The organism is Rhodococcus sp. 24CO (assembly GCF_050586165.1).
Taxonomy (GTDB): Bacteria; Actinomycetota; Actinomycetes; order Mycobacteriales; family Mycobacteriaceae; genus Rhodococcus_F.
In genome coordinates, this window is sequence record NZ_JAZFNF010000002.1 from 609901 (window position 1) to 636664 (window position 26764).

The 26764-nt window shown below is 61.3% G+C and carries 25 protein-coding genes and 1 pseudogene; 20 read left to right on the forward strand and 6 right to left on the reverse strand.

The annotated features are described in order from the left end of the window. Positions 1–14 precede the first annotated feature (14 nt). From V2B23_RS07135 to V2B23_RS07145, 3 genes are all read left to right on the forward strand, one after another. The gene (locus V2B23_RS07135) at positions 15–1535 is read left to right on the forward strand and encodes an AMP-binding protein (protein ID WP_430949700.1); all 1521 of its coding nucleotides are present in this window, start codon (positions 15–17) and stop codon (positions 1533–1535) included. Between the two features lie 78 nt (positions 1536–1613). Further along, a complete protein-coding gene (locus V2B23_RS07140; protein WP_430949701.1) occupies positions 1614–2558 on the forward strand; it encodes a TauD/TfdA dioxygenase family protein in 945 nt (314 codons plus the stop codon). 173 nt (positions 2559–2731) lie between these two features. Further along, complete coding sequence (locus V2B23_RS07145) at positions 2732–3526, forward strand: SDR family NAD(P)-dependent oxidoreductase (RefSeq protein WP_430949702.1); 795 nt, start codon at positions 2732–2734, stop codon at positions 3524–3526. A 1-nt stretch (position 3527) separates the two neighbouring features. On the opposite strand, the gene V2B23_RS07150 is transcribed toward V2B23_RS07145, so the two are convergent. Genes V2B23_RS07150 through V2B23_RS07165 form a run of 4 tightly spaced genes read right to left on the reverse strand, consistent with a single transcriptional unit; the run spans position 3528 to position 6295 of the window. Next, positions 3528–3986 (reverse strand): nuclear transport factor 2 family protein, encoded by a 459-nt coding sequence (locus tag V2B23_RS07150; protein WP_430949703.1) that lies wholly within the window; start codon positions 3984–3986, stop codon positions 3528–3530. 52 nt (positions 3987–4038) lie between these two features. After that, positions 4039–4827, reverse strand: a complete 789-nt coding sequence (locus tag V2B23_RS07155; RefSeq protein WP_430949704.1) for an SDR family NAD(P)-dependent oxidoreductase — start codon at positions 4825–4827, stop codon at positions 4039–4041. 30 nt (positions 4828–4857) lie between these two features. Continuing rightward, positions 4858–5154 carry a hypothetical protein gene (locus V2B23_RS07160; protein ID WP_430949705.1) on the reverse strand — a complete coding sequence of 99 codons (297 nt, stop codon included), beginning with the start codon at positions 5152–5154 and terminating at the stop codon, positions 4858–4860. Then, complete coding sequence (locus V2B23_RS07165; RefSeq protein WP_430949706.1) at positions 5132–6295, reverse strand: Rieske 2Fe-2S domain-containing protein; 1164 nt, start codon at positions 6293–6295, stop codon at positions 5132–5134. The genes V2B23_RS07160 and V2B23_RS07165 overlap by 23 nt, the downstream gene beginning before the upstream one ends. A gap of 237 nt (positions 6296–6532) precedes the next feature. Between V2B23_RS07165 and hsaA the strand changes: the two genes are divergently transcribed. The 7 genes from hsaA (at position 6533) to V2B23_RS07200 (ending at position 13884) form a co-directional block, all read left to right on the forward strand. Next, positions 6533–7699: a 3-hydroxy-9,10-secoandrosta-1,3,5(10)-triene-9,17-dione monooxygenase oxygenase subunit gene (hsaA, locus tag V2B23_RS07170; RefSeq protein WP_430949707.1), complete on the forward strand. Its 1167-nt coding sequence runs from the start codon at positions 6533–6535 to the stop codon at positions 7697–7699. A 45-nt stretch (positions 7700–7744) separates the two neighbouring features. Continuing rightward, on the forward strand, positions 7745–9040 hold the full coding sequence (locus V2B23_RS07175; RefSeq protein ID WP_430949708.1) for a glutamine synthetase family protein: 1296 nt from the start codon (positions 7745–7747) through the stop codon (positions 9038–9040). 56 nt (positions 9041–9096) lie between these two features. Then, positions 9097–9444, forward strand: a complete 348-nt coding sequence (locus V2B23_RS07180) for an ArsR/SmtB family transcription factor (RefSeq protein ID WP_430949709.1) — start codon at positions 9097–9099, stop codon at positions 9442–9444. Then, a complete protein-coding gene (locus tag V2B23_RS07185) occupies positions 9441–9899 on the forward strand; it encodes an SRPBCC family protein (protein ID WP_430949710.1) in 459 nt (152 codons plus the stop codon). Before V2B23_RS07180 ends, V2B23_RS07185 begins: the two co-directional genes overlap by 4 nt. 83 nt (positions 9900–9982) lie before the next feature. Continuing rightward, on the forward strand, positions 9983–10855 hold the full coding sequence (locus V2B23_RS07190) for an SMP-30/gluconolactonase/LRE family protein (RefSeq protein WP_430949711.1): 873 nt from the start codon (positions 9983–9985) through the stop codon (positions 10853–10855). Between the two features lie 10 nt (positions 10856–10865). Next, a complete protein-coding gene (locus tag V2B23_RS07195) occupies positions 10866–11870 on the forward strand; it encodes a TIGR03617 family F420-dependent LLM class oxidoreductase (protein ID WP_430949712.1) in 1005 nt (334 codons plus the stop codon). A gap of 103 nt (positions 11871–11973) precedes the next feature. Then, positions 11974–13884 carry an alkyl/aryl-sulfatase gene (locus tag V2B23_RS07200; RefSeq protein ID WP_430949713.1) on the forward strand — a complete coding sequence of 637 codons (1911 nt, stop codon included), beginning with the start codon at positions 11974–11976 and terminating at the stop codon, positions 13882–13884. 57 nt (positions 13885–13941) lie between these two features. On the opposite strand, the gene V2B23_RS07205 is transcribed toward V2B23_RS07200, so the two are convergent. Next, positions 13942–15474, reverse strand: coding sequence for an FAD-dependent oxidoreductase (locus tag V2B23_RS07205; protein WP_430949714.1), 1533 nt, complete (start codon positions 15472–15474; stop codon positions 13942–13944). A gap of 171 nt (positions 15475–15645) precedes the next feature. Here V2B23_RS07205 and V2B23_RS07210 point away from each other — a divergent pair, with 171 nt between their 5' ends. The 10 genes from V2B23_RS07210 to V2B23_RS07255 all read left to right on the forward strand — a co-directional run bounded on the left by V2B23_RS07210 (position 15646) and on the right by V2B23_RS07255 (position 26547). Further along, complete coding sequence (locus V2B23_RS07210) at positions 15646–16257, forward strand: TetR family transcriptional regulator (RefSeq protein ID WP_430949715.1); 612 nt, start codon at positions 15646–15648, stop codon at positions 16255–16257. Positions 16258–16437: 180 nt separating this feature from the next. Next, on the forward strand, positions 16438–17601 hold the full coding sequence (locus V2B23_RS07215) for a steroid 3-ketoacyl-CoA thiolase (RefSeq protein ID WP_430949752.1): 1164 nt from the start codon (positions 16438–16440) through the stop codon (positions 17599–17601). A 34-nt stretch (positions 17602–17635) separates the two neighbouring features. After that, positions 17636–19816: an acyl-CoA dehydrogenase gene (locus V2B23_RS07220; protein WP_430949716.1), complete on the forward strand. Its 2181-nt coding sequence runs from the start codon at positions 17636–17638 to the stop codon at positions 19814–19816. Positions 19817–19823: 7 nt separating this feature from the next. Continuing rightward, positions 19824–21026 (forward strand): lipid-transfer protein, encoded by a 1203-nt coding sequence (locus V2B23_RS07225; protein ID WP_430949717.1) that lies wholly within the window; start codon positions 19824–19826, stop codon positions 21024–21026. After that, positions 21026–21895: a MaoC/PaaZ C-terminal domain-containing protein gene (locus V2B23_RS07230; protein WP_430949718.1), complete on the forward strand. Its 870-nt coding sequence runs from the start codon at positions 21026–21028 to the stop codon at positions 21893–21895. Before V2B23_RS07225 ends, V2B23_RS07230 begins: the two co-directional genes overlap by 1 nt. After that, a complete protein-coding gene (locus V2B23_RS07235; protein ID WP_430949719.1) occupies positions 21895–22545 on the forward strand; it encodes a PaaI family thioesterase in 651 nt (216 codons plus the stop codon). Before V2B23_RS07230 ends, V2B23_RS07235 begins: the two co-directional genes overlap by 1 nt. Before the next feature lie 25 nt (positions 22546–22570). After that, on the forward strand, positions 22571–23359 hold the full coding sequence (locus V2B23_RS07240; RefSeq protein ID WP_430949720.1) for an SDR family NAD(P)-dependent oxidoreductase: 789 nt from the start codon (positions 22571–22573) through the stop codon (positions 23357–23359). A gap of 256 nt (positions 23360–23615) precedes the next feature. After that, complete coding sequence (locus tag V2B23_RS07245; protein WP_430949721.1) at positions 23616–25061, forward strand: aldehyde dehydrogenase; 1446 nt, start codon at positions 23616–23618, stop codon at positions 25059–25061. Between the two features lie 48 nt (positions 25062–25109). Next, on the forward strand, positions 25110–26234 hold the full coding sequence (locus tag V2B23_RS07250; RefSeq protein ID WP_430949722.1) for an NDMA-dependent alcohol dehydrogenase: 1125 nt from the start codon (positions 25110–25112) through the stop codon (positions 26232–26234). Between the two features lie 172 nt (positions 26235–26406). Continuing rightward, positions 26407–26547 carry a hypothetical protein gene (locus tag V2B23_RS07255; protein ID WP_181317471.1) on the forward strand — a complete coding sequence of 47 codons (141 nt, stop codon included), beginning with the start codon at positions 26407–26409 and terminating at the stop codon, positions 26545–26547. A 22-nt stretch (positions 26548–26569) separates the two neighbouring features. Here the strand turns inward: V2B23_RS07255 and V2B23_RS07260 are convergent. Beyond that, positions 26570–26764: pseudogene (locus V2B23_RS07260) on the reverse strand (HNH endonuclease); the annotation flags it as partial.

Below are 26764 nucleotides of genomic sequence, written 5' to 3' on the forward strand. Positions count from 1 at the left end.
GAGAGGCTCCCGCTATGCGTTTGACCGACTATCTCGACAAGGGAGCCTCTCTCGGTTCCACCGCGCCATGTTTGACGATGGGGGAGCGCACGCTCACCTACGGTGACGTTCAACAGTTCAGTCGCCGGTTTGCCTCATCCCTGGCAGCCTCCGGGATTGCGCCGGGAGACAAAGTGGCAATTCTGTCCGGCAATGATCCGATCTCGTTTTCGTGCGTTTTCGGTATCAGCCGGGCGGGAGCGGTGTGGTGTCCGATCAATCCGCGCAACGAGGCTGCGGAAAACCGAGACCTGCTGGATCTGTTCGATACTCGGGCGCTGTTCTTCCAGAAGTCGTATGCGCCTCTTGTCGACTCGATCAGGGAGGCGCTTCCGAAATTGGTGACGCTGGTCTGCATCGACGGTGAGACCGACTGGGCACCGTCCCTCGAAAAATGGCTCGGGACAGAAGATTCAGAGGTTCAGCCGCCAGATGACGTGACCATGCTCGTCGGAACCGGCGGCACCACCGGGCGTCCCAAGGGTGTGATGCTGACCGGCCACAATATCGAGACGATGACAGCGATCACGTTGATGAGTTACCCGTTCGAGGGTCGCCCGGTGTATCTGGCGTTGGCGCCGTTGACCCACGCGGCCGGGGTTCTCTGCTTTCCCGTCATGGCGTTGGGCGGCGAAGTGGTGATCATGCCGAAACCCGATCTCGGTGCCTTCTTGGAGAACGTACAGAGGCATAAGGTCACGCACACGTTCCTGCCGCCGACGCTGATCTACATGCTGCTCGAGCATCCGGATCTGGCAGACACAGATCTTGGCTCGCTGCAATGCTTCTGGTACGGCGCAGCGCCCATCTCGCCGACCAGGTTGGGGGAGGCGATCGCCAAGATCGGACCGGTCATGGCGCAACTGTTCGGTCAGAGCGAAGCGCCGATGATGATTTCGACGATGGCACCGAAGGATCATTTCGGCCCGGACGGTGCCATTGCAACCGAGCGACTGTCCTCCGCGGGACGCCCGTCGCCCTTGGTTACGGTCGGGGTAATGAACGACAAGGGCCAACTGCTCGGGCGCGGAGAGCGCGGGGAGGTCGTGATTCGCAGTTCGCTCGTGATGGCGGGGTACTTCAAAAACCCGGAAGCCAGTGCGGAAGCGTCGGCGCACGGGTGGCATCACACTGGTGATATCGGATATCTGGACGAGGAGAACTTCCTCTTCATCGTCGACCGGGCGAAGGACATGATCATCACCGGGGGATTCAACGTCTATTCGGTGGAAGTCGAGCAGGCTCTCATGGCCTATCCGGGAATTCAGGACTGTGGGGTGATCGGTCTGCCGGACGACAAGTGGGGCGAGCGTGTTGTGGCTGTAGTGCAACCGCATCCGGGAGCGGTCATCGACGAAGCGGAAGTCATGGCCTTTGTAAAGGCTCGAATCGGAAGCGTGAAGACACCGAAAGAGGTTGTCGTCTGGGAGGATCTGCCGCGGTCGAAAGTGGGGAAGGTGCTCAAGAACGAGATCAAGGGGGTGCTCCTGGAATGATTCGTTGACAGGTTAAGGTTAGCTCCTTAAAGTTGTAGTGATCTGGTTCACTGCCGCTGCGCTCGAGGGAGTCTGAAGATGGCCGTCCTGTTTCCCACCATGATCTTTCCGATCCCGACGGACCCACTGGCTGCGTATGGCCCGTTGGTGGCAAAGCGGAATCCGGAAACGGTTGCCCCCGAGCCGTATATCCATTTTGCGGTCAAGCCGCACACGCCCACCATTGGTGCGGAAATCTCGGGGCTGCGGCTGGGTGGCGACCTTTCCGACGACGTCATGGCCGAACTGCGGCGCGCCTTGCTCGAGTGGAAGGTGCTGTTCTTTCGGGACCAGGACATCAACCGCGTGGAGCATCGCGCCTTCGCGGAACGCTGGGGTTCGCTGGAACAGCATCCGTTCTTCAAATACACCCAGCCGGGTCAGACGGACATCGACGTCACGACGCTGGCCAAGGATGCAATGGTTGGGGGCGTCGAGAACAACTGGCACAACGATGTGACGTGGCACGAGCATCCGTCCTTTGCGGCAGTTCTTCGGGCTGTCGAAGTGCCGGAAGTCGGGGGTGACACGTTGTGGGCTGACACTGCTGCGGCGTACGACCTCCTGCCGCAGGGCATTAAGGACCGCATCGAACACCTTGAAGCAGAGCATGATTGGATCAATGCGTTCGGAAAGTCGATGCCGGCCGAAGCGGTGGACATGCTGCGCCCCAAATTTCCGCCAGTGCAGCATCCGGTTGTGCGAGTCATTCCCGAGAGCGGCCGACGGGTCCTGTTCGTGAACATGACCTTCACACAACGGATCGTCGGGGTGTCGCAAGAGGAGTCGAACGAGCTTCTCACCCTGCTGTACCGGCACGTCAACCGTCCGGAGTTTCAGGTCCGGTTGAAGTGGGAGCCGAATACCGTTGCCTTCTGGGATAATCGGACGTGTCAGCACTATGCGTCGAGTGATTACTTTCCCGCGCGGCGTGTAATGGATCGGATCTCCATCGTGGGAGACCGGCCGGTTGGGATCGCGTAGCTGCCTGCCGAATTTCGGGTGTAGCAGGGGGCAAGGCCGCTCGTCACCTACTTGTGACTTGATTCAAGAAAGTTGGACTGAGCCGTTCGTCAGGCGTTCACTGGGATCAATTGGGTATTTCCCGTTTTACGGGAGATACGGACCTAGGGTGAATGCCCCGAAAGGGAACAGATATGAACAGGCTCGAAGGCAAGAACGTTGTGATCACGGGTGCTGCCAGCGGAATCGGCCGGGCTGCGGCACACATGATGGCTGCAGAAGGCGCGAAGGTTCTGGTTGCCGATCTTGATGCATCACATGCGGAGGATGCTGCTGCTTCGATTCGTGAATCAGGTGGTATCGCAGTAGGTTTCGGTGTCAATGTGATGGACGAAGATGCCGTCGCCGCGATGATCGAACGAGCCGTAGCCGAATTCGGTGGCATCAATGTGCTGTGTAATCACGTCGGTGGAAGCAATCCGCGCAAGGATCTTGACCTGCTCCGGATGGACTTGGACGAGTGGGATCGTGTGATGGCGCTCAATGCTCGCAGCACCGTTGTCGCGTCGCGGCTCGCGATTCCACACATGATCGAGGCCGGCGGTGGGTCGATCGTGAACACCGCGTCGGTTGGCGGATTGATCGGTGACTCTTTGCAGTCGGCCTACGGAGCGGCCAAGGCTGCGGTGATCCGGCTGACGCAGTACATCGCCGTGCAGTACGGGCCGGAGAACATTCGGTGCAACGCCGTTGCACCGGGTGCGATCATGACACCTGCTCTCATTGACAACATTCCTGCTGACGTCATCGAGGGCATGAAGCAGGCAAACGCTCTGCCCTACCTCGGCGAACCCGAAGACATCGCACACGCCATGGTCTACCTGGCTTCGGACGAATCTCGCTACATGAGCGGGCAGACCTTGGTGGTCGACGGCGGACTCACCAGCAAGAGCCCCCTCGCGACCGGTCGTTCGTCGATGTTGGGTTGAGTCACCTACGCCAGCCGCTGGGGCCCGCGCCGAGAACCTCGATGGACCCGCGGACTCCGTGGGAATGTTTGGTGCGGTGTGTCATTCGCCAGGTTCCGTCGATTAGTGCCCACGAATCGTGGTAATCGCCTAGCGTCGAAAAACTGAGGTGCGCCTTGCTGCCCGTACCCAGATGCATGTCACTGACGTAGGCGCGGCTGGTGGCAATATCGCCGACGACCTCGACCAGCACGTTGCCGACCAGATGTTGGGTGGGGCCGCAGTCGTCGAGGAACGAGCGGATGGAAGCCACTACCTCGGCCGGTCCGCGTAGCGTTCCGGTGCCTAGTTCTGCCGTGGCGTCCGGCGTCATGATGCGGTGGAGTTCATCCCAATCGCGAGCGTCCATGGCTCGGGCGAACTCGAAGACGGAGCGGGTGATCTCGCGTTCGGCGAGAAGAGTGGTGATGTCGACGCTCATGCTGTGCGCCTTTCTCGGGCGTCGGGGAGTTGAAAAAGGCGCACAGCAGATGTCAGCGGTTGAGCAGCTTGCGCATCGCCTCGGCAGCGCCCTTGACCATTTTGTCGCGGGGGAAGCCGCTGCGCTTTTGAGCGCCCTCGTAATTGCCTGCCGCAACCCAGATCGGGCCGTCGGCAAGGTGTTCGAGGCCTTCGCGTGCAACATCTTCGGGCTCCGCGACGTTCATCCCGGGGATGTCGAAGTTGAGGCCGGCGCGAATCATTGCCGGTGTGCGTGTGACACCGAGAATGAACTCGACGACGTGAACGCCGTACGGCTGGAGTTCGAGCCACAGGCTCTCGGCGAATATGCGTCCGAATGCCTTGGACGCTGCGTAGATGCTCTGGTGCTCGGAGCCCATGAATCCGGCCAACGAACCGAGCAGCATGATGCCGCCGCGCCCGCGATCCTTCATCAAACCGCCGAAGTGGTGCGAGAGTTCGAGCTGCTTGTTGATGTTCAGCTCGATGACTCCGGCAAATCCTTTCAGATCACCGGTGACGAACTCATGGCCGTAGCTGTTGGCGCCGGCGTTGAAGATGAGCAGGCCCACCTCGACGTCGTCGGTGACAGCCTTGATCTGATCCAGCGCGTCGGGAACGAGCAGATCCAATGCAAGAGTGCGTACTTCGACGCCGTTGGCGCGTGCCTTGGCCGCGGTCTCCTCGAGCGGGCCCGGCTTGCGGGCGATCAGCACGAGGTTGATGCCGATCTTGCTGAGCTCGTCGGCGAACCCTGCGCCGACACCTTCGGAACCGCCGGCGATGACTGCCCACGGTCCGTAGTACTGAGGATCGATCATTACTACCTTCTTCGAAAGATGTTGGCTTGACTAGTGAAACGGAGCTGGTACGGGTTCGCTGTCGTCGACGATCGGCTTGGGCACCGGCTCGTCGTTGAGAATCTCGAGCTTGCCGGCCGTTGCGGCGTTCACGATGGACGCGGTCAAGGCGCCGCATTCCTTGCGGGGAGCGCCTGGGCGTCCCTCGCGTTGCCCGAATTCACGTTCGTCGGCGATTTCGAGGCACTTGGCGCGGGCCTGGTCACTCCACTGAACAGTGGTGTGCTCCCAACTGTTCTTCTGGACCAGGACCTGCGCCTTGCACTCAGCGCACTGAAGAGGCTGCATCTTCTTCTGCCTTCTTCGCAGCGAGGTTGTCTTCGACTTCCTTCTGCCAGGCGGCGACGGGGCGCGCGGTGTCGAGTTCGAATTCGAAGCGCTCCGTCATCTCGGGAGCGATGTCCGCGACGTCGACGTAGAACTGTTCGTACCAGCGACGGAGCTGGTACACCGGGCCGTCCTCTTCGCACAGGAGCGGGTTCTCGATGCGAGTCTTGTTCTTCCAGATCTCGACGTCCTGCTCGAAGCCCTTGGCGATGAACGTGCCGAAGTTCGCGGCCATCGCGTCGGCAGCTTCACCCTGGAAACGATCCGACTTCTTGACGATGATGCCGTACTGGAGCACGAACTTGTCTGCGCTGACCGGGTAGTGGCAGTTGATGAGCACGGAGTCGACGTTGTAGTCCTCGTACTCGTAGGTCAGGTCGTCGACCATGAAGGAGGGGCCGAAGTACGTGGCGACGGAGTTGCTGCCGACCATCTTCGGGGTGCCTGCTGCGTGGGGACGCATGTCCGAGCGAGCGACGCCGCGCATGTACTGCGTTGCGGCGTGGCCTTCGAAGACGTTCTTGAAGTACGTCGGGAAGGAGTAGTGCACGTAGAAGAAGTGCGCCATGTCGACGATGTTGTCGACGATTTCACGGCAGTTGGTGTCGACGGTCGTGGTGTACCAGACCCAGTCGCTCCACTCGTCGCTGAGCGCGCCTTCGATGCGGGGGATGGCTACGTCGTCCGTCGGCGGGTTGCCCTCGGGGTCATGCCAGACGAAGAGCATGCCGTCCTGGTCCAGGGTCTGCCATGCGCGCGTCTTGGCGAGCGGGGGAACGCGGCGTGCATACGGAATCTTCTGGCACTTGCCGTTGCCGCCCCAGCGCCAATCGTGGAACGGACAGGCAATGGCGTCGCCCTTGACGGTGCCCTGGCTCAGGTCGCCACCCATGTGACGGCAGTACGCGTCGAGAATCTTGACGTTGCCTTCGCTGTCGGCGAAGACTACGAGCTTGGTGCCGAACGCCTCGATGGAGTGCGGCTCGCCGTCCTTGAAGGACTCCGTGAGTCCAATGCAGTGCCATCCACGTGCAAAGCGAGTAGGTGCGGTTCCAGCTTGGATCTCGCGAACCTCGTCGTTGTCGGACTGATTGATCGTCACGATGAGTCCCGTCCTTTCCAGGGTCAATGTCAGACTGACGCTAGGTGAGCCGTGATGGGTGCTCTGGCCGCCGTCTCACTAGGCGGGACCGGTGTGTGACTGAGTCGAAGACGGCATCAGTCCCGGCCTCCGGGACTTCCGGTCAGCGGAACCACGGATGAGGATATCGTGACGGGGCATCCGCTATGTCTATTTGCCGATCCAGTTTCCGTTGATCGGTGCAAGGAGTGTCTTCCCATGGTCAACAAGGTTCTGAGCACTGTTCGCGATCTGCTTCCCAAGATTGCCGAGCGGGCTCAGAAGGTGGACGACTCCAGGAAGATACCGGATCGAACCATTCGTGAGCTTGGCGATGCGGGTGTCTTCGCGATGTTGCAGCCCAAGCGCTACGGCGGCGCCGAGAGTGATCCCGTCCAGTTCTACGAAGTGGTTCGTGCGATTTCCGCCGCCTGCGGGTCGACCGGGTGGGTCGCGTCGGTCGTCGGCGTACATCCGTGGCATCTGGCCCTGTTCGACGATCGTGCCCAGGCAGATGTCTGGGGTGAGGATCAGTCGACGCTCATCTCGTCTGCCTATGCGCCGGTCGGTCGTCTGACGGCGGTGGAAGGCGGTTACGAACTGTCCGGCAACTGGGGATTCTCCTCAGGATGTGAGCACGCCACCTGGGCTTTGCTGGGAGCGATGGTCGTGGGGATGGACGGGCGTCCGGTCGACTTCATGACTGTGTTGGTACCGCGCACGGATTACGAGATCCGCGACGTCTGGGACGTGGTGGGTATGCGCGGGACGGCGAGCAACGAAATAGTTGTGAAGAAGGCCTTTGTCCCCGAGCACCGGTTGAAGCGCAATTACGAGACGGCCCACTTGCAGGGACCTGGCCAGGCGGTCAATACCGGTCCGCTGTACAAACTGCCGTTCGGAACTATCTTCACGTCGACGGTGGCAGCACCCTGCGTGGGAATTGTCGCAGGTTGCTACGAGGGTTACCTCGAAGTCATGCGTGAGCGTGTTCGGCTCAGCCTGGGCGGCGGACGGTTCAGCGAGGACCAGTTCGCACAGGTGGCCGTGGCGCGGGCCTCCTCGGAGATTGATGCGGCGATTCTGCAGATGGATCGAAACGTCCGCGAGATGTACGAACTCGCCGCGGCCGGTAAGGAGTTACCGCTCTCGATGCGGCTACGTGCTCGGCGTGATCAGGTTCGCGCTACCGAGCGTTCAGTGGAAGCGATCGACATGCTGTTCAAGACGGCCGGCGGAAACTCGCTGTCGCGCGGCAATCCGATCGAGCGGGCGTGGCGCGACGTTCACGCGGGCAGCGTGCACGTGGCAAACGAACCGGAGCGGGCGCTGGCGCTGTACGGACGAGCAGCTTTCGGTTTGCCGGTCGAAGACAATCTGATCTGACTATCCCGGGTTCACAATGTGAGGTTGCGGGGTAACCTCCGCCCTGTGAGGTACACCTCCGAACTGATCATCGGGTCGATTGTCGATCTGGCCGGTGTTTCGCGGGCGAAAGTGGTGCCCGCGAACAGGGTTGACGTTTTTGTCACCAGTGGGATGGGTGCGTCGCCCAGTTGGAGTGTGTTCTGCGCCGACGACGCCCTCGCCTTCACCGAAGAGCTTTCCGCGGTGGGTGATCTTCGGCTGAGGATCGCGGAATCAGACCTACGTGCCGTGGGTGACGACGTGTCCTGGGCGCCTGCGACGCTGTACGAGTTGGATGGGTCGATATCGGCTGTGTGCAGTCGAACAGCACTACGACGCACAGTCCACACGCTTGCGCACGACAATCTCGACGCTCGGGTGGGTCACGAAATCGAGTTCACACTCTTCGGCGGCGATGTGGCCGAACGCTGGTCTGCTTACGGACTCGGAGCTGCACTTGCTCAGGAGAGCTTTGTCAAGGATCTCCTTGTGAATGCCGAACGCGCCCAACTGAATATCGAACAGTTTCACGCGGAGTACGGTCCCGGACAGTTCGAGATTTCGCTGGCCCCGGCGTCACCGCTCGAAGCGGCAGACAGTGCGATCGCGGCCCGAATTCTGATCTGCCGCACCGCCCGATCGCACGGAATGGCTGCCTCCTTCTCCCCGATGCCCAGTGTCGGTGGTTCTGGAAACGGCGCACATCAGCATATTTCGTTGACTCGATCCGGCGAGCCGATCTTCTCCGGCGGGAAACAGGTATACGGGATGACCGCAGACGGTGCCGGTGCTGTGGGTGGCCTACTTGCTCACCTCGCAGACCTGGGCGCGGTGTTGGCGTCGTCGCCGCTTTCGGGACTGCGGTTGCAGCCAGACACTTGGTCTGGTGCCTTCATCTGTTGGGGTCACGAAAACCGCGAGGCCGCAGTCCGATTCTGCGGCGAATCCATCGGAAATCCGCACGGCGCCAATGTCGAAGTGAAAGTGGTGGATTCCACCGCAAATCCGTATCTTGCTACCGCCGTCATTCTTGGTGCCATGCACGCGGGTATTGCCGGCGCACTGTCGCTGCCGCCGGAAGTGAGCGTCAATCCGTCCAGTCTGACTGATGCGAAGCGGGCGGAACTTTCGATCACGCGTATGCCGACCGAGATGGGCGAGATGCTGCAACGACTGCGTCTGTCGGACGTTGCGAAGAGCGTCCTCGGAGACGCGATCATCGGTTCAATGGTCGCCGTGAAAGCACTCGAAAGGTCACGGTGCTCGGAGTTGGACGAGCCCGTGCTCGTCGAGCGATTGCGATACGCCTGGAGTGCTTGACGGGGCCCGCTGCGCGATCTAAATTTAAGTTGTTCCTTAATTAAGGAGTTGCTTAAATGAGTAACGAGCTCGATGCGGTGTTCGGAGCACTGGCAGATCCCACGCGGCGCGCGATGCTGTCACGTTTGACCAGCGGTTCCATGACCGTGGGGGAGTTGGCCGAGCCGTTCGAGATGAGTCGGCCGGCGATATCGCAGCATCTGAAGGTGCTCGAGAAGGCTGGATTGATCGAACGGACGGCCACCGCGCAATGGCGCACCTGCACGCTGCGTGCCGAAGGTCTGGACCATGCAGCCGTCTGGGTCGAGGAACACCGGCGCGGTTGGAACGAGCGTTTCGATCTTCTCGACGAGCGGCTCCGTGAACTGAAAAAACGTGAAACTGAAGAAGGAGAAGGGCAATGAGTGAGCACAATGTCGATCAGACCGCAGAATTCACCATCATCCGAATCTTCGACGCACCGCGTGAGCTGATGTGGCGCGCCTGGACCGACCCGGACGAGGCGGCTCGCTGGTGGCATCCGCGTGGTGTGAGTAGCCCCCGCGAGCACGTCGCCATCGACCCGCGCGTCGGTGGGACATACAGCTATTTGATGATCAACGACGACGATGGCGCCGAATACCCTACTTGCGGAACGTATCTCGAAGTCGAAGAGCCGGAGCGGCTGGTCTTCACCTGGGGTAGCCCGGGCGAGTCGGTTGAGAGTGCGCCCCGCATCACCGTCACGTTGTCCGAGCGTGGGGACAAGACGGAAATGACCTTCCACCTGGTTGGTATCCCCGGATTCAAGGGCGATGGGAACGTGTACGACGGTTGGAACGAGGCCTTCGACATCTTCGAGGAGTCGATGACTGAATAGTCGCAATCGGGCCCTGTGTCCGGGTGCCGGTGATTGAATGGCGGAAAGCTCGCTCTTCACCGATGCAAGGGGAGTCCAAGGCCATGGCGCGTGAGACGACTGTCGTACTCGACGGCTACACCTATTTCGAATGCCCACGTTGGCACGACGACCGCATCTGGGTATCGGATTTCTACAGCCATCAGGTGGTTTCGGCTCGCGAAGACGGAACGGATGTTCGCGTCGAGGCCGAAGTTCCCGGTCAGCCGTCGGGTCTCGGCTGGTTGCCGGACGGCAGATTGCTGGTGGTGTCGATGCGCGATCGCAAGGTCCTTCGTCGCGAACCGGACGGGCAACTGGTCGTTCATGCAGATTTGTCGAAGTATGTGAGCGGCAACGTCAACGACATGATTGTCAACGCTCAGGGCCGTGCGTACGTCGGCAATTTCGGGTTCGATCTGATGAATCTGGCTGCGGTGGAGACTGCAGATCTGCTGCGGGTCGATCCGGACGGCAGCGTGCACGTCGTCGCGCGGGATCTGCATTTTCCCAATGGCATGGCTCTGACTTCAGGCGGGGAACTGCTGGTGGACGAGACCCTGGGCAATCGCATCAGCGTCTTCTCGGTCGCAGACGACGGTTCCTTGGGTGAGCGACGTGATTGGGCGACGTTCGGGGTCGTGCCTGATGGTTCGACGATGGAGTCCACCATCTCCCAGATGGTGATCGCGCCCGACGGGTGCTGCATCGATGCCGACGATTCGATGTGGGTGGCCGACGCAATCGGTAGCCGGATACTTCATGTGGCACAGGGATCTGGCGTGATCGACGAGATTCCGTTCGAAACCGGGGTGTTTGCCTGCGGTTTGGGTGGAGCCGACGGACGAACACTGTTTGTCTGTGCGGCACCGGATTTCAACGAGCACGCACGTAAGGTGGCAACGGAGGGGAAGTTGTTGTCGATACGTCTGGAGTAGTTGGATTCACATGGAATTAGTGACGTCGCTGCCTGCCGATACCCCGCTCCGGCACGTTGCGGAACGGGTGCACCGCATAGAGGAACTCGGTTTCGACACTGTGCACATCTCGGAGACCGTACGAGATCCGTTTGCTGTTGCGGCTCTGGCCGTTGAGCACAGTTCCAGGCTCACCGTGCGGACGTCCATGGTGGTGGCGTTTGCGCGTAGTCCGATGCTGACGGCATTGGCGGCCTGGGATCTGGCGGACTTCTCCGGCGGCCGGTTCCAGTTGGGTGTGGCAACTCAGGTGCGCGGAAACATCGTCGGACGGTATTCGATGCCGTGGACGGATCCTGTTGCGCAACTGCGCGATTACGTCGGTGCTGTCCGGGCGATATTCGAGGCTTTCCGATCCGGCAGTGCTCTCGACTACGAGGGAACGCACTACCCATTCAACCGGCTGCAGCCGTATTTCAATCCGGGGCCGATTGGCGTTCCGGCACCGGAGATCTGGACCGGCGGCGTAAACGCGCGAATGTGCGCCCTTGCCGGCGACATCGCCGACGGTTTTGTTGCACATCCGACGAGCTCACATCCGAAAGTGCTCGCGGAGAAAATTATTCCGGCGCTCGAGTCTGGCGGCCGAAAACCTCGGATTGTTGCAGTTCCGAAGGTGATCACCGGGCGTGATGGCGCCGCAGTAGCTGCTGCCCGTGAGCCGGTACGCAAAGAGCTTGCGTTCCTGTACTCCACACCGGCCTACCGAATTGCGTTGGATGTACTGGGATTCCCTGAGGTCGGTGAGAAGTTGACGTCGATGGCGCGCTCCGGCGACTGGGCCGATCTGGCCGGCGTGCTTACCGACGACGTCCTTGACGGGTTGATCACACAATGCACGTACTCAGAGTTGCCTGAAGTGCTGGCTGCGAAGTACGGAAACCTCTGTGACGGCGTTGCCTTGGCGATCCCGACGGACCCGGCCGACGACGGGGAGTTCCGAAGGATGTGCGCCGAGTTTCGAGCCTCGGAGTAGAGCTGCTGCGGATTGATCTCATCTCTTGCGGGTGATGCGCTGATGATGCCCGCAGACCAGATTGACTCCAGAGGGTTCTGAGACGAAATCGGAGGAGACGTTCATGTCCGGTCAGACAAAGCCAGCAACTGCATTCACCGCCGAGGTCAACCGCGCAGCGGTGGCTGACTATCCGATGTCGGATCGGGAGGATTTCGGCGACGTAGATCGTGGATTCATCGCCGGCTGGAAAGACGATCAGGTCTTCAACGACAAGGGCGAACTGATCCATGACGGTCAGCCGCTCGAGTACATCGCCGACGACAAGCAGGCGCCGGAGTCTGTGAATCCGAGTCTGTGGCGGCAGTCGCAACTGGTGAGGCGCTGTGGGCTTTACAAGGTTGTCGACGGGCTCTACCAAGTTCGATTCGCGGTGAACTTGACGATTGTCGACGCCCCGGACGGGCTGGTCATTATCGACACCACCACCAGTGCCGACCTGGCTAAAGCGGGACTCGAACTGTTTCGGCGTGAGCTGAACAACCACAAGCCGATCGTTGCAATTATCTATACCCACACCCATTTCGACCACTACGCGGGCGTCAAAGGGCTTGTGGACGAGGCCGATGTGGTGGCGGGCAAGATCCCCATCGTCGCCCCGGGTACCATCGAGTCCTTCAACAAGCACGCCATCGGTGAGAACGTCATCACGGGCAACGCGATGTCGCGTCGGATGGGATACACCTTCGGCCTGATTCTCCCGCAATGTGATTGCGGGCTGGTGACCGTTGGCCTGGGATCGGGTGCGGACGGAATGAACATCCACATGACCTACATTCCGCCTACCGACGGCATCACCAAGACCGGTGAGGTGCGCAATCTCGGCGGGTGGGACTTCGAATTCCTCTATGCACCGGACACCGAAGCGCCTGAAGAGATGCACATCTGGATCCCTGCCATCAAAGCACTCACGTGTGCCGAGAACGCGAACCACTCGATGCACAATATCCAGACCATCCGTGGCGCACGCACCCGAGATGCGCGCAACTTCGCCAGGTACCTGGACGAGACCTTGGTGCGATGGGGTGCCGACGTCGAAGTGCATCACGGCCCGCACACCTGGCCCGTGTGGGGAAACTCGACAGTGGTGGAATTTCTTGAATCACAACGGGACATGTACAAGTTCATTCACGACCAGGCATTGCGATTCGCGAATCAGGGTTACACACCGCTCGAAGCCGCGGAGGTCGTGCGACTACCGGAGTCAATCGGTCAGAAGTGGTACAACCGCTACTACCACGGCGGCTTGCATCACAATGTTCGCGCAGTCTTCCACAAGGAACTGGGTTTCTGGGACGGTGACCCTGCGACGATTTTGCCGTTGTTGCCGGTAGACCATGCCAAGCGACACGTCGATCTGATCGGACGTGAGAAGTTACTTACCGAGGGGCGCAACGCTTTCGAGGCCGGTGACTACCGGTGGGCAGTGCAACTGCTGCACCACCTCGTTTTTGCCGACCCTGACGACATCGTGGCGAAAAACCTGCAGGCCGACGCGTACGAGCAGCTCGGCTACCAGCAGGAAGTGCCGCAGTACCGTTCGATATTCCTTGCCACTGCAATGGAATTGCGTGATGGCGTGACCGGCGCAGGTCAAGTCAACACCGACAGCACCGACACCATCCTCGCGATGCCGATCGACCTGCTCTTCGACTATGCGGGTGTACATCTCATCGCGGAACAGGCGGACGACGTCGACATTTCCATCAACTTCAATTTTGCCGACACAAAACAGGATTGGAACATGTGGGTGCGACGGGCGGTGCTGAACGCTCGGGCCGGGCACGTCCCGGATGCGCAGTTGACGCTCAGCGGCCCCAAGCCTCTGCTTGCGGGAATCCTGCTGAAACCGGGTGACGCATCAGCGATTCTCGACGGTGGGAAAGTAAGTGCAACAGGTGATCTGTCGGTTTTGAAGACGCTGGCCGAGGTGATGGATACCTTCGATCCGAATTTCGATATCGCCACGCCGTGAAACAAAGCAAGTGGGGCAGGCGGTACGACATCGCCTGCCCCAATTGCCTGTGTTGTGCTACTTCGCCATATCCTGGGCTGCTCGGTAGGAGAAGACCATGGCCGTACCGAGCGGAACGCCGGGGCCGGGGTAGAAGCGACCGCTGAGCGACGCACTCGTGTTGCCCGCTGCATAGAGGCCGTCGATCACGGTACCGTCGGCACGCAGAACGTGGCCGTCGATGTCGGTGACCAAACCGCCCTTGGTGCCGAGGTCGCTGAGCACGATGCGTGCCGCGTAGAACGGGCCCGTCTCGATTGCGGTGAGTGCTGCATTGGCGCCGCCGTTGGGCGGGCAGAAGAACGCATCGTAGGGATCTTCGCCGCGATGGAACTGCTCGTCGACACCCAATTTAGCTGCGTCGTTGAACTTTTCGACGGTACTGCGCAGCGCGTCGGCCGGAATGCCGGTCTTTGCGGCGAGCTCTTCGAGAGTGTCTGCAGCTACCCAGGTTCCAGCCTCGAGGTGCTTGGCAGGAGGGGTGTTGGGGATGCTGATCGCGGGCAATCCGCCGCGTTCACGGGAATCGAAGATCATGAACGACGGTACGGCAGAACCGTTGTCGTTGTGTGCATCCATCGCGCGACCGAACTGGTCGTACGGCAGCGACTCGTTGAGGTAGCGTTCGCCGGCATTGTCGACGATCAGGCCGCCGCGGACACCGACCATGAATGCGGCGCTGCCGTCGGGCTGCTCGACTCCGGGGCAGAACCAGGCCTGATCCAGCAGCGCTGTTGCGCCGCCGACAGCAACGCCGGCACTGATCGCGTCGCCGGTATTCGCGCCCAACGGGCCCATGCTCCAGATGGCCTTGCCCGGGGTGCCGGACTGCTCGCGCAACGTGTCATTGCCTTCGATTCCGCCGGCGGCCATGAGCACGCCCCGGTTTGCCTTGATGCGCTGGGTTTCGCCGCCGGATTCGACCTCGGCGCCGACTACGCGGCCATCTTCGACGATCAGTGACGTGAGAGTGGTTTCGGTGCGCAGATCGGCCTTGCCGGTGCTCTGGACGGCTGCGAGGAGACGGCCGATCAGTGCGCGTCCGCCAATCATCTTGCCGGGCGCATGGCCCTGGCCGGTGCGGTCCTGATCGAGCTCGGGACGAACCAGTTCTGCTAGGCCGCCGATGTCGGCCGGGTCCAGATCCAGCGGGTTGATGGAGCGTCCCGTGTCCATCCGGCCTTCGGCCTTGTAGTAGTCGGGGAAAGCCCGGAACTCGAATTCGATGTTCGGGTTCTTCTCCAACAGAGCGACGACAGCGGGCGCCGTGTCGACGTACGCATCCTGGCGACCGGACTCGGAGTCACCGAGCAGCGAGCGCAGGTAGGTGCGCGCGTTCTCGGTGGAATCGGGCAGGCCGGCGCGTTCCTGGACCTGAGTTCCCGGTAGCCAGATGGAAGCTCCGGAATACGACGACGTTCCGCCGAAGCGGTTGGTCTTTTCGATCACGATGGTGCTCAATCCGGCAGCTGCGGCGGTATAAGCACCGGTCAGCGCGCCGCCGCCGGAACCGACGACCAATACGTCGCACTCCGTGGTCCAGTCCTGCATCATTGCGTCCTAACTCGAAGAGGGTGGGGCCTATACGCAATACCCAGTGGCCCGCGTTGGCTATGTCAGGTCTCACTCAGCGGGCAATACGCCGACATGCGGGGATTGGGTGCGAGAATTGACTCGGTCGGCTGCGGCCGCTACACACTCACAGAATGATTAGGGGCGACCGTGCCGAGAATTGCCGAGGTCAGAGACGCGGCCGAGCCCAGTTCGGACGAGCAGCGGGCACGCCATGTCCGGATGTTGCGAGCAGCAGAAGAGCTGGCGACGGAGAAGGAGCTTGCTCGCGTCCAGATGCACGAGGTCGCGAAGCGTGCCGGAGTCGCTATCGGGACGCTGTACCGCTACTTCCCGTCGAAAACTCACTTGTTTGTTGCCGTGATGGTCGAGCAGATCGATCAAATCGGCGACACCTTCAGCAAGCATCAGGTGCAGTCGGTAAATCCACAAGATGCGGTGTACGAAGTGTTGGTGCGCGCCACTCGCGGATTACTGCGTCGGCCGGCCCTCTCGACAGCGATGCTGCAATCAACGAGCACCGCCAACGTCGCAACAGTCCCCGATGCAGGCAAGATCGATCGTGGTTTTCGTCAGATCGTGTTGGATGCGGCGGGAATCGACAATCCCACCGAGGACGACAACACCGCATTGCGGCTGCTGATGCAGCTGTGGTTCGGCGTGATTCAGTCCTGCCTCAACGGCAGGATCTCGATCCCCGACGCGGAATACGACATCCGTAAGGGCTGCGATTTGCTCCTGGTCAATCTTTCGCGGCACTGACAGCGATTCGCCTCCGGGCGTTGAGCTTGTCTTACTCTCAAAATTGAAATGAATTCTAGTTAAGGAAGCGCACTGAACGTGGACCGCCGCGTTGCTCTACTTAAATAAATAGAATACATTGCAGAAAAGTGATAGGTGAGCCAGCTCACCAACCGATATCTCTACGAAGGAGCGCTCATCATGGGCCATGCAGTCATCGTCGAAGCCGCCCGCACACCGATCGGCCGTCGTCGCGGCGCGCTGGCGGGACTGCACCCCGCCGAGATTCTGGGAGCAGCGCAACTCGGGGTCCTCGAGCGGGCAGGCGTGGCGCCGGAAGACATCGGACAGATCATCGGCGGTTGCGTCACGCAAGCGGGTGAGCAGTCCAACAACGTCACACGTCAGGCATGGCTGCACGCCGGCCTGCCATACGGCACGGCAGTAACGACCATCGACTGTGCGTGCGGATCTGCTCAGCAGGCAGTGCATTTGGTGTCCGGCCTGATTTCCTCCGGTCAGATCTCGGCCGGTATCGGCTGTGGTGTCGAAGCAATGAGTCGTGTGTTCCTGGGCCAGGCAAATGCGCCCGGAACGGGAAACCCGTACCCGGACGACTGGACCGTCGACATGGGTGACCAGTTCACCTCTGCGCAGCGTATTGCCGAGAAGCGTGGCATCACGCGCGCCGACGTCGACGCATTCGGTCTCGAGTCGCAGCGCCGCGCAGCCCAGGCGTGGGCGGAAGGTCGCTTCGATCGCGAGATCGTGCCAGTCAAGGCTCCGGTCGTCACCAAGGAAGGCACGCCGACCGGTGAGATCGCCACTGTCACCCGTGACGGCGGCCTGCGCGAGACGACGGCAGAAGCGCTCGCCGGTCTCAAGCCTGTCATCGAAGGCCACATCCACACCGCCGGCAACTCGTCGCAGATCAGCGACGGCGCCGCAGCAGTGCTGCTGATGAGTGAAGAGCGCGCACAGGAACTGGGTCTCAAGCCCCGCGCGCGGATCATCGCATCCGGCATGGTCGGATCCGATCCCTTCTACCACTTGGACGGACCGATCGAGTCCACCCAGATGGTGCTCGACAAAGCCGGAATGACCCTGAACGACATCGATCTCGTCGAAATCAATGAGGCCTTTGCCTCCGTCGTCCTCTCCTGGGCCCAGGTCCACGGAGCAGACATGTCCAAGGTCAACGTCAACGGCGGAGCAATCGCACTCGGACACCCCGTCGGTTCCACCGGCGCTCGCCTGATCACCACCGCGCTGCACGAACTCGAGCGTTCCGACAAGTCCACGGCTCTGATCACGATGTGCGCCGGTGGAGCTCTTTCGACCGCCACCATCATCGAACGCATCTGACCCGTACTCACACTTTCGAATTAACGAGGTAGACATGACTATTGGATTGAGTGAAGAAGATCGCGACCTCCGCGATTCCGTACGGGGCTGGGCCGCGCGCCACGCAACGCCGACCGTCATCCGCGAAGCTGTCGAGGCGAAGGTCGAAACCCGCCCGCAGCTCTGGGACGGACTTGCCGAGCAGGGCCTTCTGGGACTGCACATAGCCGAAGAATTCGGTGGCGCCGGATACGGACTGGTCGAACTCGCGATCGTCGTCGAGGAACTGGGACGCTCCATGGTTCCCGGCCCGTTCCTGCCGACCGTGCTTGTCAGCGCAGTGCTCAGCGACGCCGGAGTCACCGCTCCGCTGGCCGGCCTGGTAGACGGCAGTGCACTCGGAGCTGTTGCCGTGCAGCCAGGTTCGCTGAAGATCGCGCGCGACGGTGACACCGTTACCCTCAGCGGAACGTCCAGTCACATTCTCGGCGGACATGTCGGCGATCTGTTCCTGCTCGCTACGGACAGCGGATTCGTGCTGCTCGGACGTGACCGCCTCGAGGTCACCGATTTGGTCAGCTACGACGTCGTGCGTCGTAACTCCGAGGTCGCGGTCGACGGACTGGTGCTCACCGACGCCGAGATCATCGACATCGACAGCCAGCGTGTACTCGACATCGCCGCAACACTGTTCGCGGCCGAGGCTTCGGGACTGGCCGACTGGGCGGTGACCACTTCTGCCGACTACGCAAAGGTGCGTCAGCAGTTCGGTCGCCCGATCGGTCAGTTCCAGGGCGTCAAGCACAAGGCCGCCCGGATGCTCGCTCTTGCCGAGCAGGCCCGTGTCTGTGCTTGGGATGCAGCGCGTGCGCTGACACCCGCCAACGGTGTCGGCGCCGAAGAGGCTTCTCTCGCAGCAGCAGTCGCCGGAGCCACGGCCCTCGAGGCCGGTTTCTCCGTCACGCGCGACTGCATCCAGGTGCTCGGCGGTATCGGCTACACGTGGGAGCACGACGCCCATCTGTACCTGCGGCGCGCGCAGTCCTTGCGGATTCTGCTGGGCTCCACAGCTTCCTGGCGTCGCCGCGTTGCCGAACTGACCGTTGCCGGCACCCGCCGCGTGCTCAGCATCGAATTGCCGCCGGAGGCAGAGGCGATCCGCGCCGACGTTCGCGCTGAACTCGCTCCCGCTCTCGAACTCGAAGGCGCCGCGCAGAAGACCTATCTCGCGGAAAAGGGCTACACCGCACCGCACTTCACGGCTCCGTGGGGCAAGTCCGCCGACGCCGTCAGCCAGCTCGTGATTGCCGAGGAACTGCGCGCGGCGAAGATCAAGCCGCACGACATGATCATCGGCAACTGGGTTATCCCGACGCTCATCGCGCACGGCAACGAAGAGCAGCTCGCCAAGTTCGTCCCGCCGTCACTGCGCGGAGACATCGTCTGGTGCCAGCTCTTCTCCGAGCCTGGCGCAGGTTCCGACCTCGCGGCTCTGAGCACGAAGGCCACCAAGGTCGACGGTGGCTGGAAGTTGCAGGGCCAGAAGGTATGGACGTCGATGGCACGCGACGCGCACTGGGGCATCTGCCTCGCACGCACCGACGCCGACGCACCCAAGCACAAGGGCCTGTCCTACTTCCTCATCGACATCAAGAACAGTGGCCTCGACATTCGCCCGCTGCGTGAGATCACCGGTGAAGCACTGTTCAACGAGGTGTTCTTCGACGACGTCTTCGTTCCCGACGAGTGCCTCGTCGGCGAGCCGGGCGACGGCTGGAAGCTCGCTCGCACGACACTGGCCAACGAGCGTGTCTCGCTGTCCAACGACTCCTCTTTGGGATCGGGCGGCGAGGCACTGCTGAGCCTGGTCGACGGACTGCCAGGCGGTATCGACGACGAGCAGCTCACGGTTCTCGGAAAGGTGCTGTGCGACGCGCAGTCCGGCGGTTTGCTGGGCCTGCGGACCACGCTGCGCTCGCTGTCCGGTGCACAGCCGGGCGCTGAGTCCTCCGTTGCGAAGCTCATCGGTGTCGAACACATCCAGCAGGTGTGGGACGTGGCAATGGAGTGGGCCGGACCGAGTTCGCTTCTGGGCGATCAGCATCGGATGTCCGCTACCCAGATGTTCCTGAACTCGCAGTGCATGTCCATCGCGGGTGGTACAACCAATGTTCAGCTCAACATCATCGGTGAGCGAATCCTGGGTCTGCCTCGCGACCCCGAACCGGGAAAGTGACCTCCACATGAGCAATCGCACCTTCGTCATCGGCGTGGGCATGACCAAGTTCGAGAAGATCGAGACCCGCGACTGGGAATACCCGGACATGGTGACCGAAGCCGTCTCGAATGCCCTGACCGATGCAAGGATCAGCTACGACCAGATCCAGCGCGCCGCAGTCGGTTACGTGTTCAACGCGTCGACAGCGGGCCAGCGTGCCCTGTACGAAACGGGTCTGTCCGGTATTCCGATCTTCAATGTCAACAACAACTGCGCCACCGGTTCGACGGCGCTGATGATGGCTCGCGAGTGGGTCCAGGCCGGACAAGCCGACTGCGCACTGGCCGTCGGGTTCGAGAAGATGACCAAGACGGCACTGACCGGTAACGGTGAGATGCCCAAGGTCACCACGTTGGAATCACAGCTGAAGATCATGGTCGAGGACTACGGGTTCGCCCGTTCACCGATGACCGCTCAGCTGTTCGGCAACGCTGCCGTCGAGCACATGCAGAAGTACGGCACCACGGTCGAACAGATTGCCGCCGTTGCGGTCAAGAACCACAAGCACTCGGTCAACAACCCGTATGCGCAGTTCCGTGACGAGTACACCCTCGAACAAGTACTCGAGGACAAGATGATTCACGCGCCGCTGACACGTTCGCAGTGTTCGCCGACCTCGGACGGCGCCGGCGCTGCCGTCGTCGTGAGTGAGAAGTTCGTCCGTGAACACGGACTCGAGGACCGTGCGATCGAGATCGTCGCTCAGGCCATGACCACCGACACCTCGGCAGCGTTTGCCGAGAAGTCGATGATCGACGTGGTCGGCGCGCCGATGACGGCCGCGGCCGCCGAGCAGGTCTTTGCCGAAGCCGGCATCAGCATCGACGACGTCGATGTCATCGAACTGCACGACTGCTTTGCGATCAACGAGATCATCACCTACGAAGGTCTCGGAATGTGCGGCGCCGGTGAAGGCGGCAAGCTCGTCGAATCCGGTGCCACGACGTACGGCGGCCAGTGGGTCGTCAATCCGTCTGGCGGCCTGATCTCGAAGGGCCACCCGCTAGGTGCCACCGGGTTGGCGCAGTGCGCCGAACTGACGTGGCAGCTCCGCGGTACCGCAGACGCCCGTCAGGTCGATGGCGCTCGAATCGGATTGCAGCACAACCTCGGACTGGGCGGCGCGTGCGTCGTGACGGTCTACCGAGCCGGAACTTTGGAGAACTGATGGCTATCGATCTCGAGGTGGCATTGTCCGCCGAACCGACTGTGCGCGAAGCGTCGTGGACCGACCGCGACGTCATGCTCTACCAGCTGGGACTCGGAGCGGGAGTGAATGCTCTGGACCCCGCCGAGCTCACTTGGGTGTACGAAAAGGGTTTGAAGGTTCTTCCGACCTTTGCCATGGTTGCGGGTCAGGGTATTTCGGCAGGAGTGCTGCCGCCGGCAGCGATGAACATGCCCGGCATCGATATCGACCTGCGCAAAATCCTGCACGGTGGACAGTCGCTGACCCTGCACGCGCCGATCCCGTCGACGGGTACTGCGCGAATCTCCACTCGCATTGCCGATGTGTGGGACAAGGGCAAGGCTGCCGTCATCGTGCTCGAAACCGCAGCTGCGGACTCCGACGGTAATCCGTTGTGGACCACCGGAATGCAGATCTGGGCCCGGGGTGAAGGTGGATTCGGTGGGGGCGCCGGCCCCGAAGTTGTTGCCGGAGTTCCCGATCGTGCGCCCGACGCCGTGCTGACCTCCGCAACCAGCTCGTCGCAGGCGTTGCTCTACCGGCTCAGTGCCGACATGAACCCGCTGCACGCCGATCCGGCATTTGCGAAGATGGCCGGCTTCGACGCACCGATCCTGCACGGTCTCGCGTCGTACGGCATCGTCTGCAAGGCCGTCGTGGACGGTGTTCTGGGCGGCGACCCGTCGCGGGTGAAGAACTACTCGGTGCGCTTTGCCGGTTCGTTGTTCCCGGGCGAATCCATCACCACGTCGGTGTGGCAGGACGGCAACACCTTGACACTGGCAGCAACCTGCCCCGAGCGGGAGAACTCCCCGGTTCTCACGCACGCCACAATGGAGATCAACTGATGAACGTCGGAACCCACCCCACTGCCGCAACACATCCGGGCGGAACTGTTCTGACGTCGCCGCCGCAGGATGCTCCCATCGATCGTGCGACCGAGGCGGCGCGCAGGCTCATCGACGCGCTACAGCGCACTGATCGCGGCAACGCAAACCTCGATCGAGTTGCCGAGGAACTCAACAGCATCGTCGCTCATCTCGAGCAGCATGCGCCCGAGGTCGAAGAGCGATTGATCGATATGTGGAACGGCGAAGGCGTCACTCGGCACGACCCGGTGACCGGTCGGGAAAATGCCATCGCACCGCCAGTGGTTCTCGAAGGACTCGAAGACGGTTCGGTCCAGGGCGTCGTCACGTTGACCTTGCCGTACCAGGGCCCTCCCGGCCACGTGCATGGCGGCGTGTCGGCGATGCTGCTCGATCACGTTCTCGGTGTCGCCAACGCTTGGGGCGGAACTGCCGGTATGACAGCACAATTGAGCACGCGCTATCACCGTCCGACACCGTTGTTCGTGCCCCTCACCATCAGCGGCAAGTTCATCTCCAAAGAAGGCCGCAAGGTTCACACGGTGGGTGAGATCAGGACTCCCGACGGTGAAGTGTGCGTCTCTGTCGAGGGCCTGTTCATCGACAAGACAATTCCGCGCCCCAGGTAGGGGTTCTGACGAAGGAGGAACCCCAGTGGGGAAGCTCGACGGACGTGTAGCTGTTGTCACCGGCGCCGGCATGGGCATCGGACGTGGTGTGGCAGGCGCCTTCGCGCGTGAAGGCGCGTCGGTGCTGGTCGCCGAGATCGACGAGGCGGCTGGTCTCGAAACCGCCCAGTGGTTGCGCGACGAGTGGGGCGCGGAAGCGGAATTCATCCGTACAGACGTCACCGACAAAGCTCAGGTTGTTGCCATGGTCGACAAGGCCGTCGAGCGGTTCGGACGCCTCGACATTCTGGTCAACAATGCTTGGCGGACTTTCGGGTTCGCTCGCCTCGAGAAGATGACAGACGAGCAGTTGCGCGGCGGTTTCGACATGGCAGTGATGGCCGCTTTCTGGGCCATGCAAGCTGCGTTGCCGGAACTCGAGCGTCACGGCACCGGCCGCGTGATCAATATGTGCAGCCTCAACGGCGTGAATGCTCACATGTACTCGGTGCAGTACAACGCGGCCAAGGAAGCATTGCGGACACTGACTCGCACTGCCGCGCGTGAGTGGGCTCCCAAGCACGTGAACTGCAACGTCATCTGCCCCGGTGCGCAGAGTGCGGCATACAAGCGTGTCGCTGAAGCCAATCCGGAGAATGTGGCCGTCATGGCCGCTCAGAATCCGATGGGGCGGATCGGCGATCCCCTCGACGACATCGGACCCGTAGCGGCCTTCCTGGCAAGTGACGACAGTCGTTATGTCACCGGCAACACCCTCTTCGTCGACGGTGGTGGGCACATCAACGGTGTGCAGTGGGCACCTACCGTGGACTGACTTCACCGCGCATACACACAAGTGGCTCGACGCTGATTCAGCGTCGAGCCACTGTGCGTTTGTAGGCCATGCCCTGCGCCGGCCTCGAGTACCCGACACAAACCATGTCCTTGACAGCGCCTCGTCGCTCACCGATAGTAGTCAAACGAACGATCGCTAACCTGTCGATTGCGGGTTGAGGTTTCACGGCGTGTGTATTGGCGCCCGCGATCGATCGCTCAGGCTATTCTTCCGAGCTGAAAGTACCGAGGCAGACATGGAAATTGAGCATTCGACTCTGTTCATCGACGGCGACTGGGCAAAGCCTGCGACTGGCGGTGTGATTCAGGTAGCTTCGCCAGCTACCGAACAGTTGTTTGGCAGCTTTCCGGAATCTTCGGCGGCAGATGTCGACTCGGCAGTTGCTGCTGCAGGCCGAGCACTGCGCTCCGCGGAGTGGGCAAAGCTGGACGGATCCGAGCGTGCCGCGATTCTCGACAGGTTCGCGGACGCCGTCGAACGCCGATCGGAGGAGCGTGCTTCGCTGGTCAGCCGGCAGAACGGTATGCCGATCACTCTTGCCCGGTTCGCTGAGGGGGACGCCCCGGTGCAGCTGCTGCGCTACTACTCCGATCTGATTCGTTCCTCGTCGGTCGAAGAAGTGCGTCAGAGCCGCTCCAGCGCTGGTACGACGATCGTTCGCAAGGAACCGGTCGGCGTCGTGGCCGCGATCGCGCCGTGGAATTACCCCGCCATCCTGTCGATGTTCAAGATCGCTCCCGCACTGGCCGCCGGTTGCACGGTAGTGCTCAAGCCTTCTCCCGAAACGACACTCGACTCCTACGTCCTGGCGGAAGCAGCCGTCGAAGCCGGACTGCCTGCCGGCGTTCTCAATATCGTCACCGGCGGTCCCGACGTCGGTCAGTACCTGGTTGCCCACCCTGGCGTCTCCAAGGTTGCGTTTACCGGTTCGACGCCCGCTGGTAGGCACATCGGTCGAGTCTGTGGTGAACTTCTGCGTCCCGTCACCCTGGAACTGGGCGGAAAGTCAGCCGCATTGATTCTCGATGATGCTGATATCGAAACCACCGTGGCAGGCCTGGCCACGGCGTCTCTGCTGAACAGTGGTCAAACGTGCTACATGTCGACGCGAATTCTTGCACCGGCCAATCGGTATTCAGAATTCCTCGATGCGGTGACTGCGATGGCGGCGTCGCTGCCGATCGGTGACCCCTCTGACCCCGATACCTTTGTGGGCCCCTTGGTCAGTGAGCGGCAGTACAAGCGAGTTCTGTCGCTGATCGACGCGGGAAGCGCCGAGGGCGCAACGGTCACGACAGGTGGCAAGCGTCCTGCGCACCTCGATCGTGGATGGTTCGTGGAGCCGACAGTATTCGGCAATCTCGGCAACGACGCGAACATCGCGAAGGAAGAAGTGTTCGGGCCGGTACTGACCGTGATCCCCTACAGCGACGAAGCCGACGCCATCGCGTTGGCGAATGATTCCGAGTACGGCCTCGGCGGCACGGTGTGGACTGCCGACCGCGATCGAGGAATCGACGTGGCCCGGAAGGTGGAAACAGGTTCCTTCGGAGTGAATACCTATGGCCTGGACTGGGGTTCGCCCTTCGGTGGTGTCAAGGCGAGTGGAGTAGGCCGTGAATTGGGGCCGGAAGGGCTCGCGTCGTACTACAGCCTCAAATCGATCTTCTTGCCGGAATAGGACTTTCCCGGTCTGCCATTCACTCGACATTTCGAAAGAGGTTTCACGATGAAGACAAAAGCAGCAGTTCTGTTCGAGGTTGGAAAGCCCTGGGAAATAACGGAAATCGAACTCGGAGACCCGGTCGTTGGCGAGGTGCAGGTGCGCTTGGTCAGTTCGGGAATGTGCCACTCCGACCATCACCTTCGGACAGGCCAGAGTCCTGCTCCGCTACCGATCATCGGGGGCCATGAAGGTGCCGGTGTAGTGGTAAAAGTTGGCCCCGGAGTGCGTGAATTCGAAGTCGGGGATCACGTGGTGACTGCTTTTCTCCCAGCCTGTGGCGTGTGCCGGTCCTGTGCGAGTGGTTTGCAGAATATCTGCGACGAAGGCGCCGGACTGTTGACAGGACTGGCGATTTCGGACAAGACGCACCGAGCAAGCGTAAACGGAAACCCGGTTGGACAGATGTGTCTGCTCGGCACGTTCAGTCCGTACATCACAGTCAACAAGGCGTCGTTGGTGAAGATCGAGAAGGATATTCCGCTCAGAGAAGCGGCGCTGTTGGGATGCGGAGTAGCCACCGGTTGGGGTTCCGCGACCGCGATCGGTGAGACCAAGGTTGGTGACACAGTTGTTGTCATCGGTTGTGGTGGTGTGGGAATGAACTCGGTCCAGGGGGCGGCCGCTGCCGGAGCCCGCTTTGTCGTAGCGGTGGATCCCTCTGAGTTCAAACGCAATTCGGCGCTGTCGTTTGGTGCCACTCACACATTCTCTGATATCGAGAGTGCCATAGACACCATCTCCGAGATCACCTGGGGAGCAATGGCAAACGTCACCATCATCACCGTCGGAGAAATCAAGGGCGATATCATCCAGCCTGCTATGACGGCGACGGCCAAGGGTGGGCAGGTAGTAGTCACGGCCATGGGCGACTTCCAGGACACCACCGTGACGTTGAGCCTGTTCGAGCTGACGCTGCTGCAAAAACGGCTGCAGGGTGCCATTTTCGGCGGAGTCGGACCCCGCACTCAGATCCCACAACTCCTGGATCACTACCGAAGCGGCGCTCTCAAACTCGGTGAACTCGTCACGAACACGTACAAGCTCGAAGACGTTAACCAGGGCTATGCGGATATGTTCGACAACAAGAATATTCGAGGTCTTATCGAGTACTCGGAGGCAGATTACTGAGCAGACCGACTGCTGGGTCTTTTTGCAGGTCTACCGGCCCCGGAGTCCGCACGTCGTGTGCGGACTCCGGGGCAGTGTTGTATCCACTCGCAAACTGTCCGACTTAGTCGATTTAGACGTATTCTCGTTGCAGGAATAGCGCGGACTCGGTTCGGAAGAGAAGAGGCTCGGGATGTCCGATTGGGTGAAGAAGATCGAGGCCGAGGCCAAAGGTCTGCTAGCCGAGGCCGAAGAAGAGCTGACCGTGTTGGAGGGCGTCGACACCATCGATCCGCTAGCCGAGCAAGATGAAGACACGCCCACCTCGGATTGAGCCTTAAGCACGCCGGGGCCCGTCAGAACGGTGGAGCGTCGTTGCCGTAGTCGATGTGTGCGCGGGGTAGGGGTAGCCGGAGGGTTTTCCGGCGTTTCCGTTCGGTGCTCTGTGCCGCCCGGTGCTGAATCTTGACGCGCCGGTGTTTGCGTTCACTTCGGATGCGGGCAGCTTTGTTCTCCAGTCGAGTCCGCCGCGGTTTGCCTCCTTCCGGTAG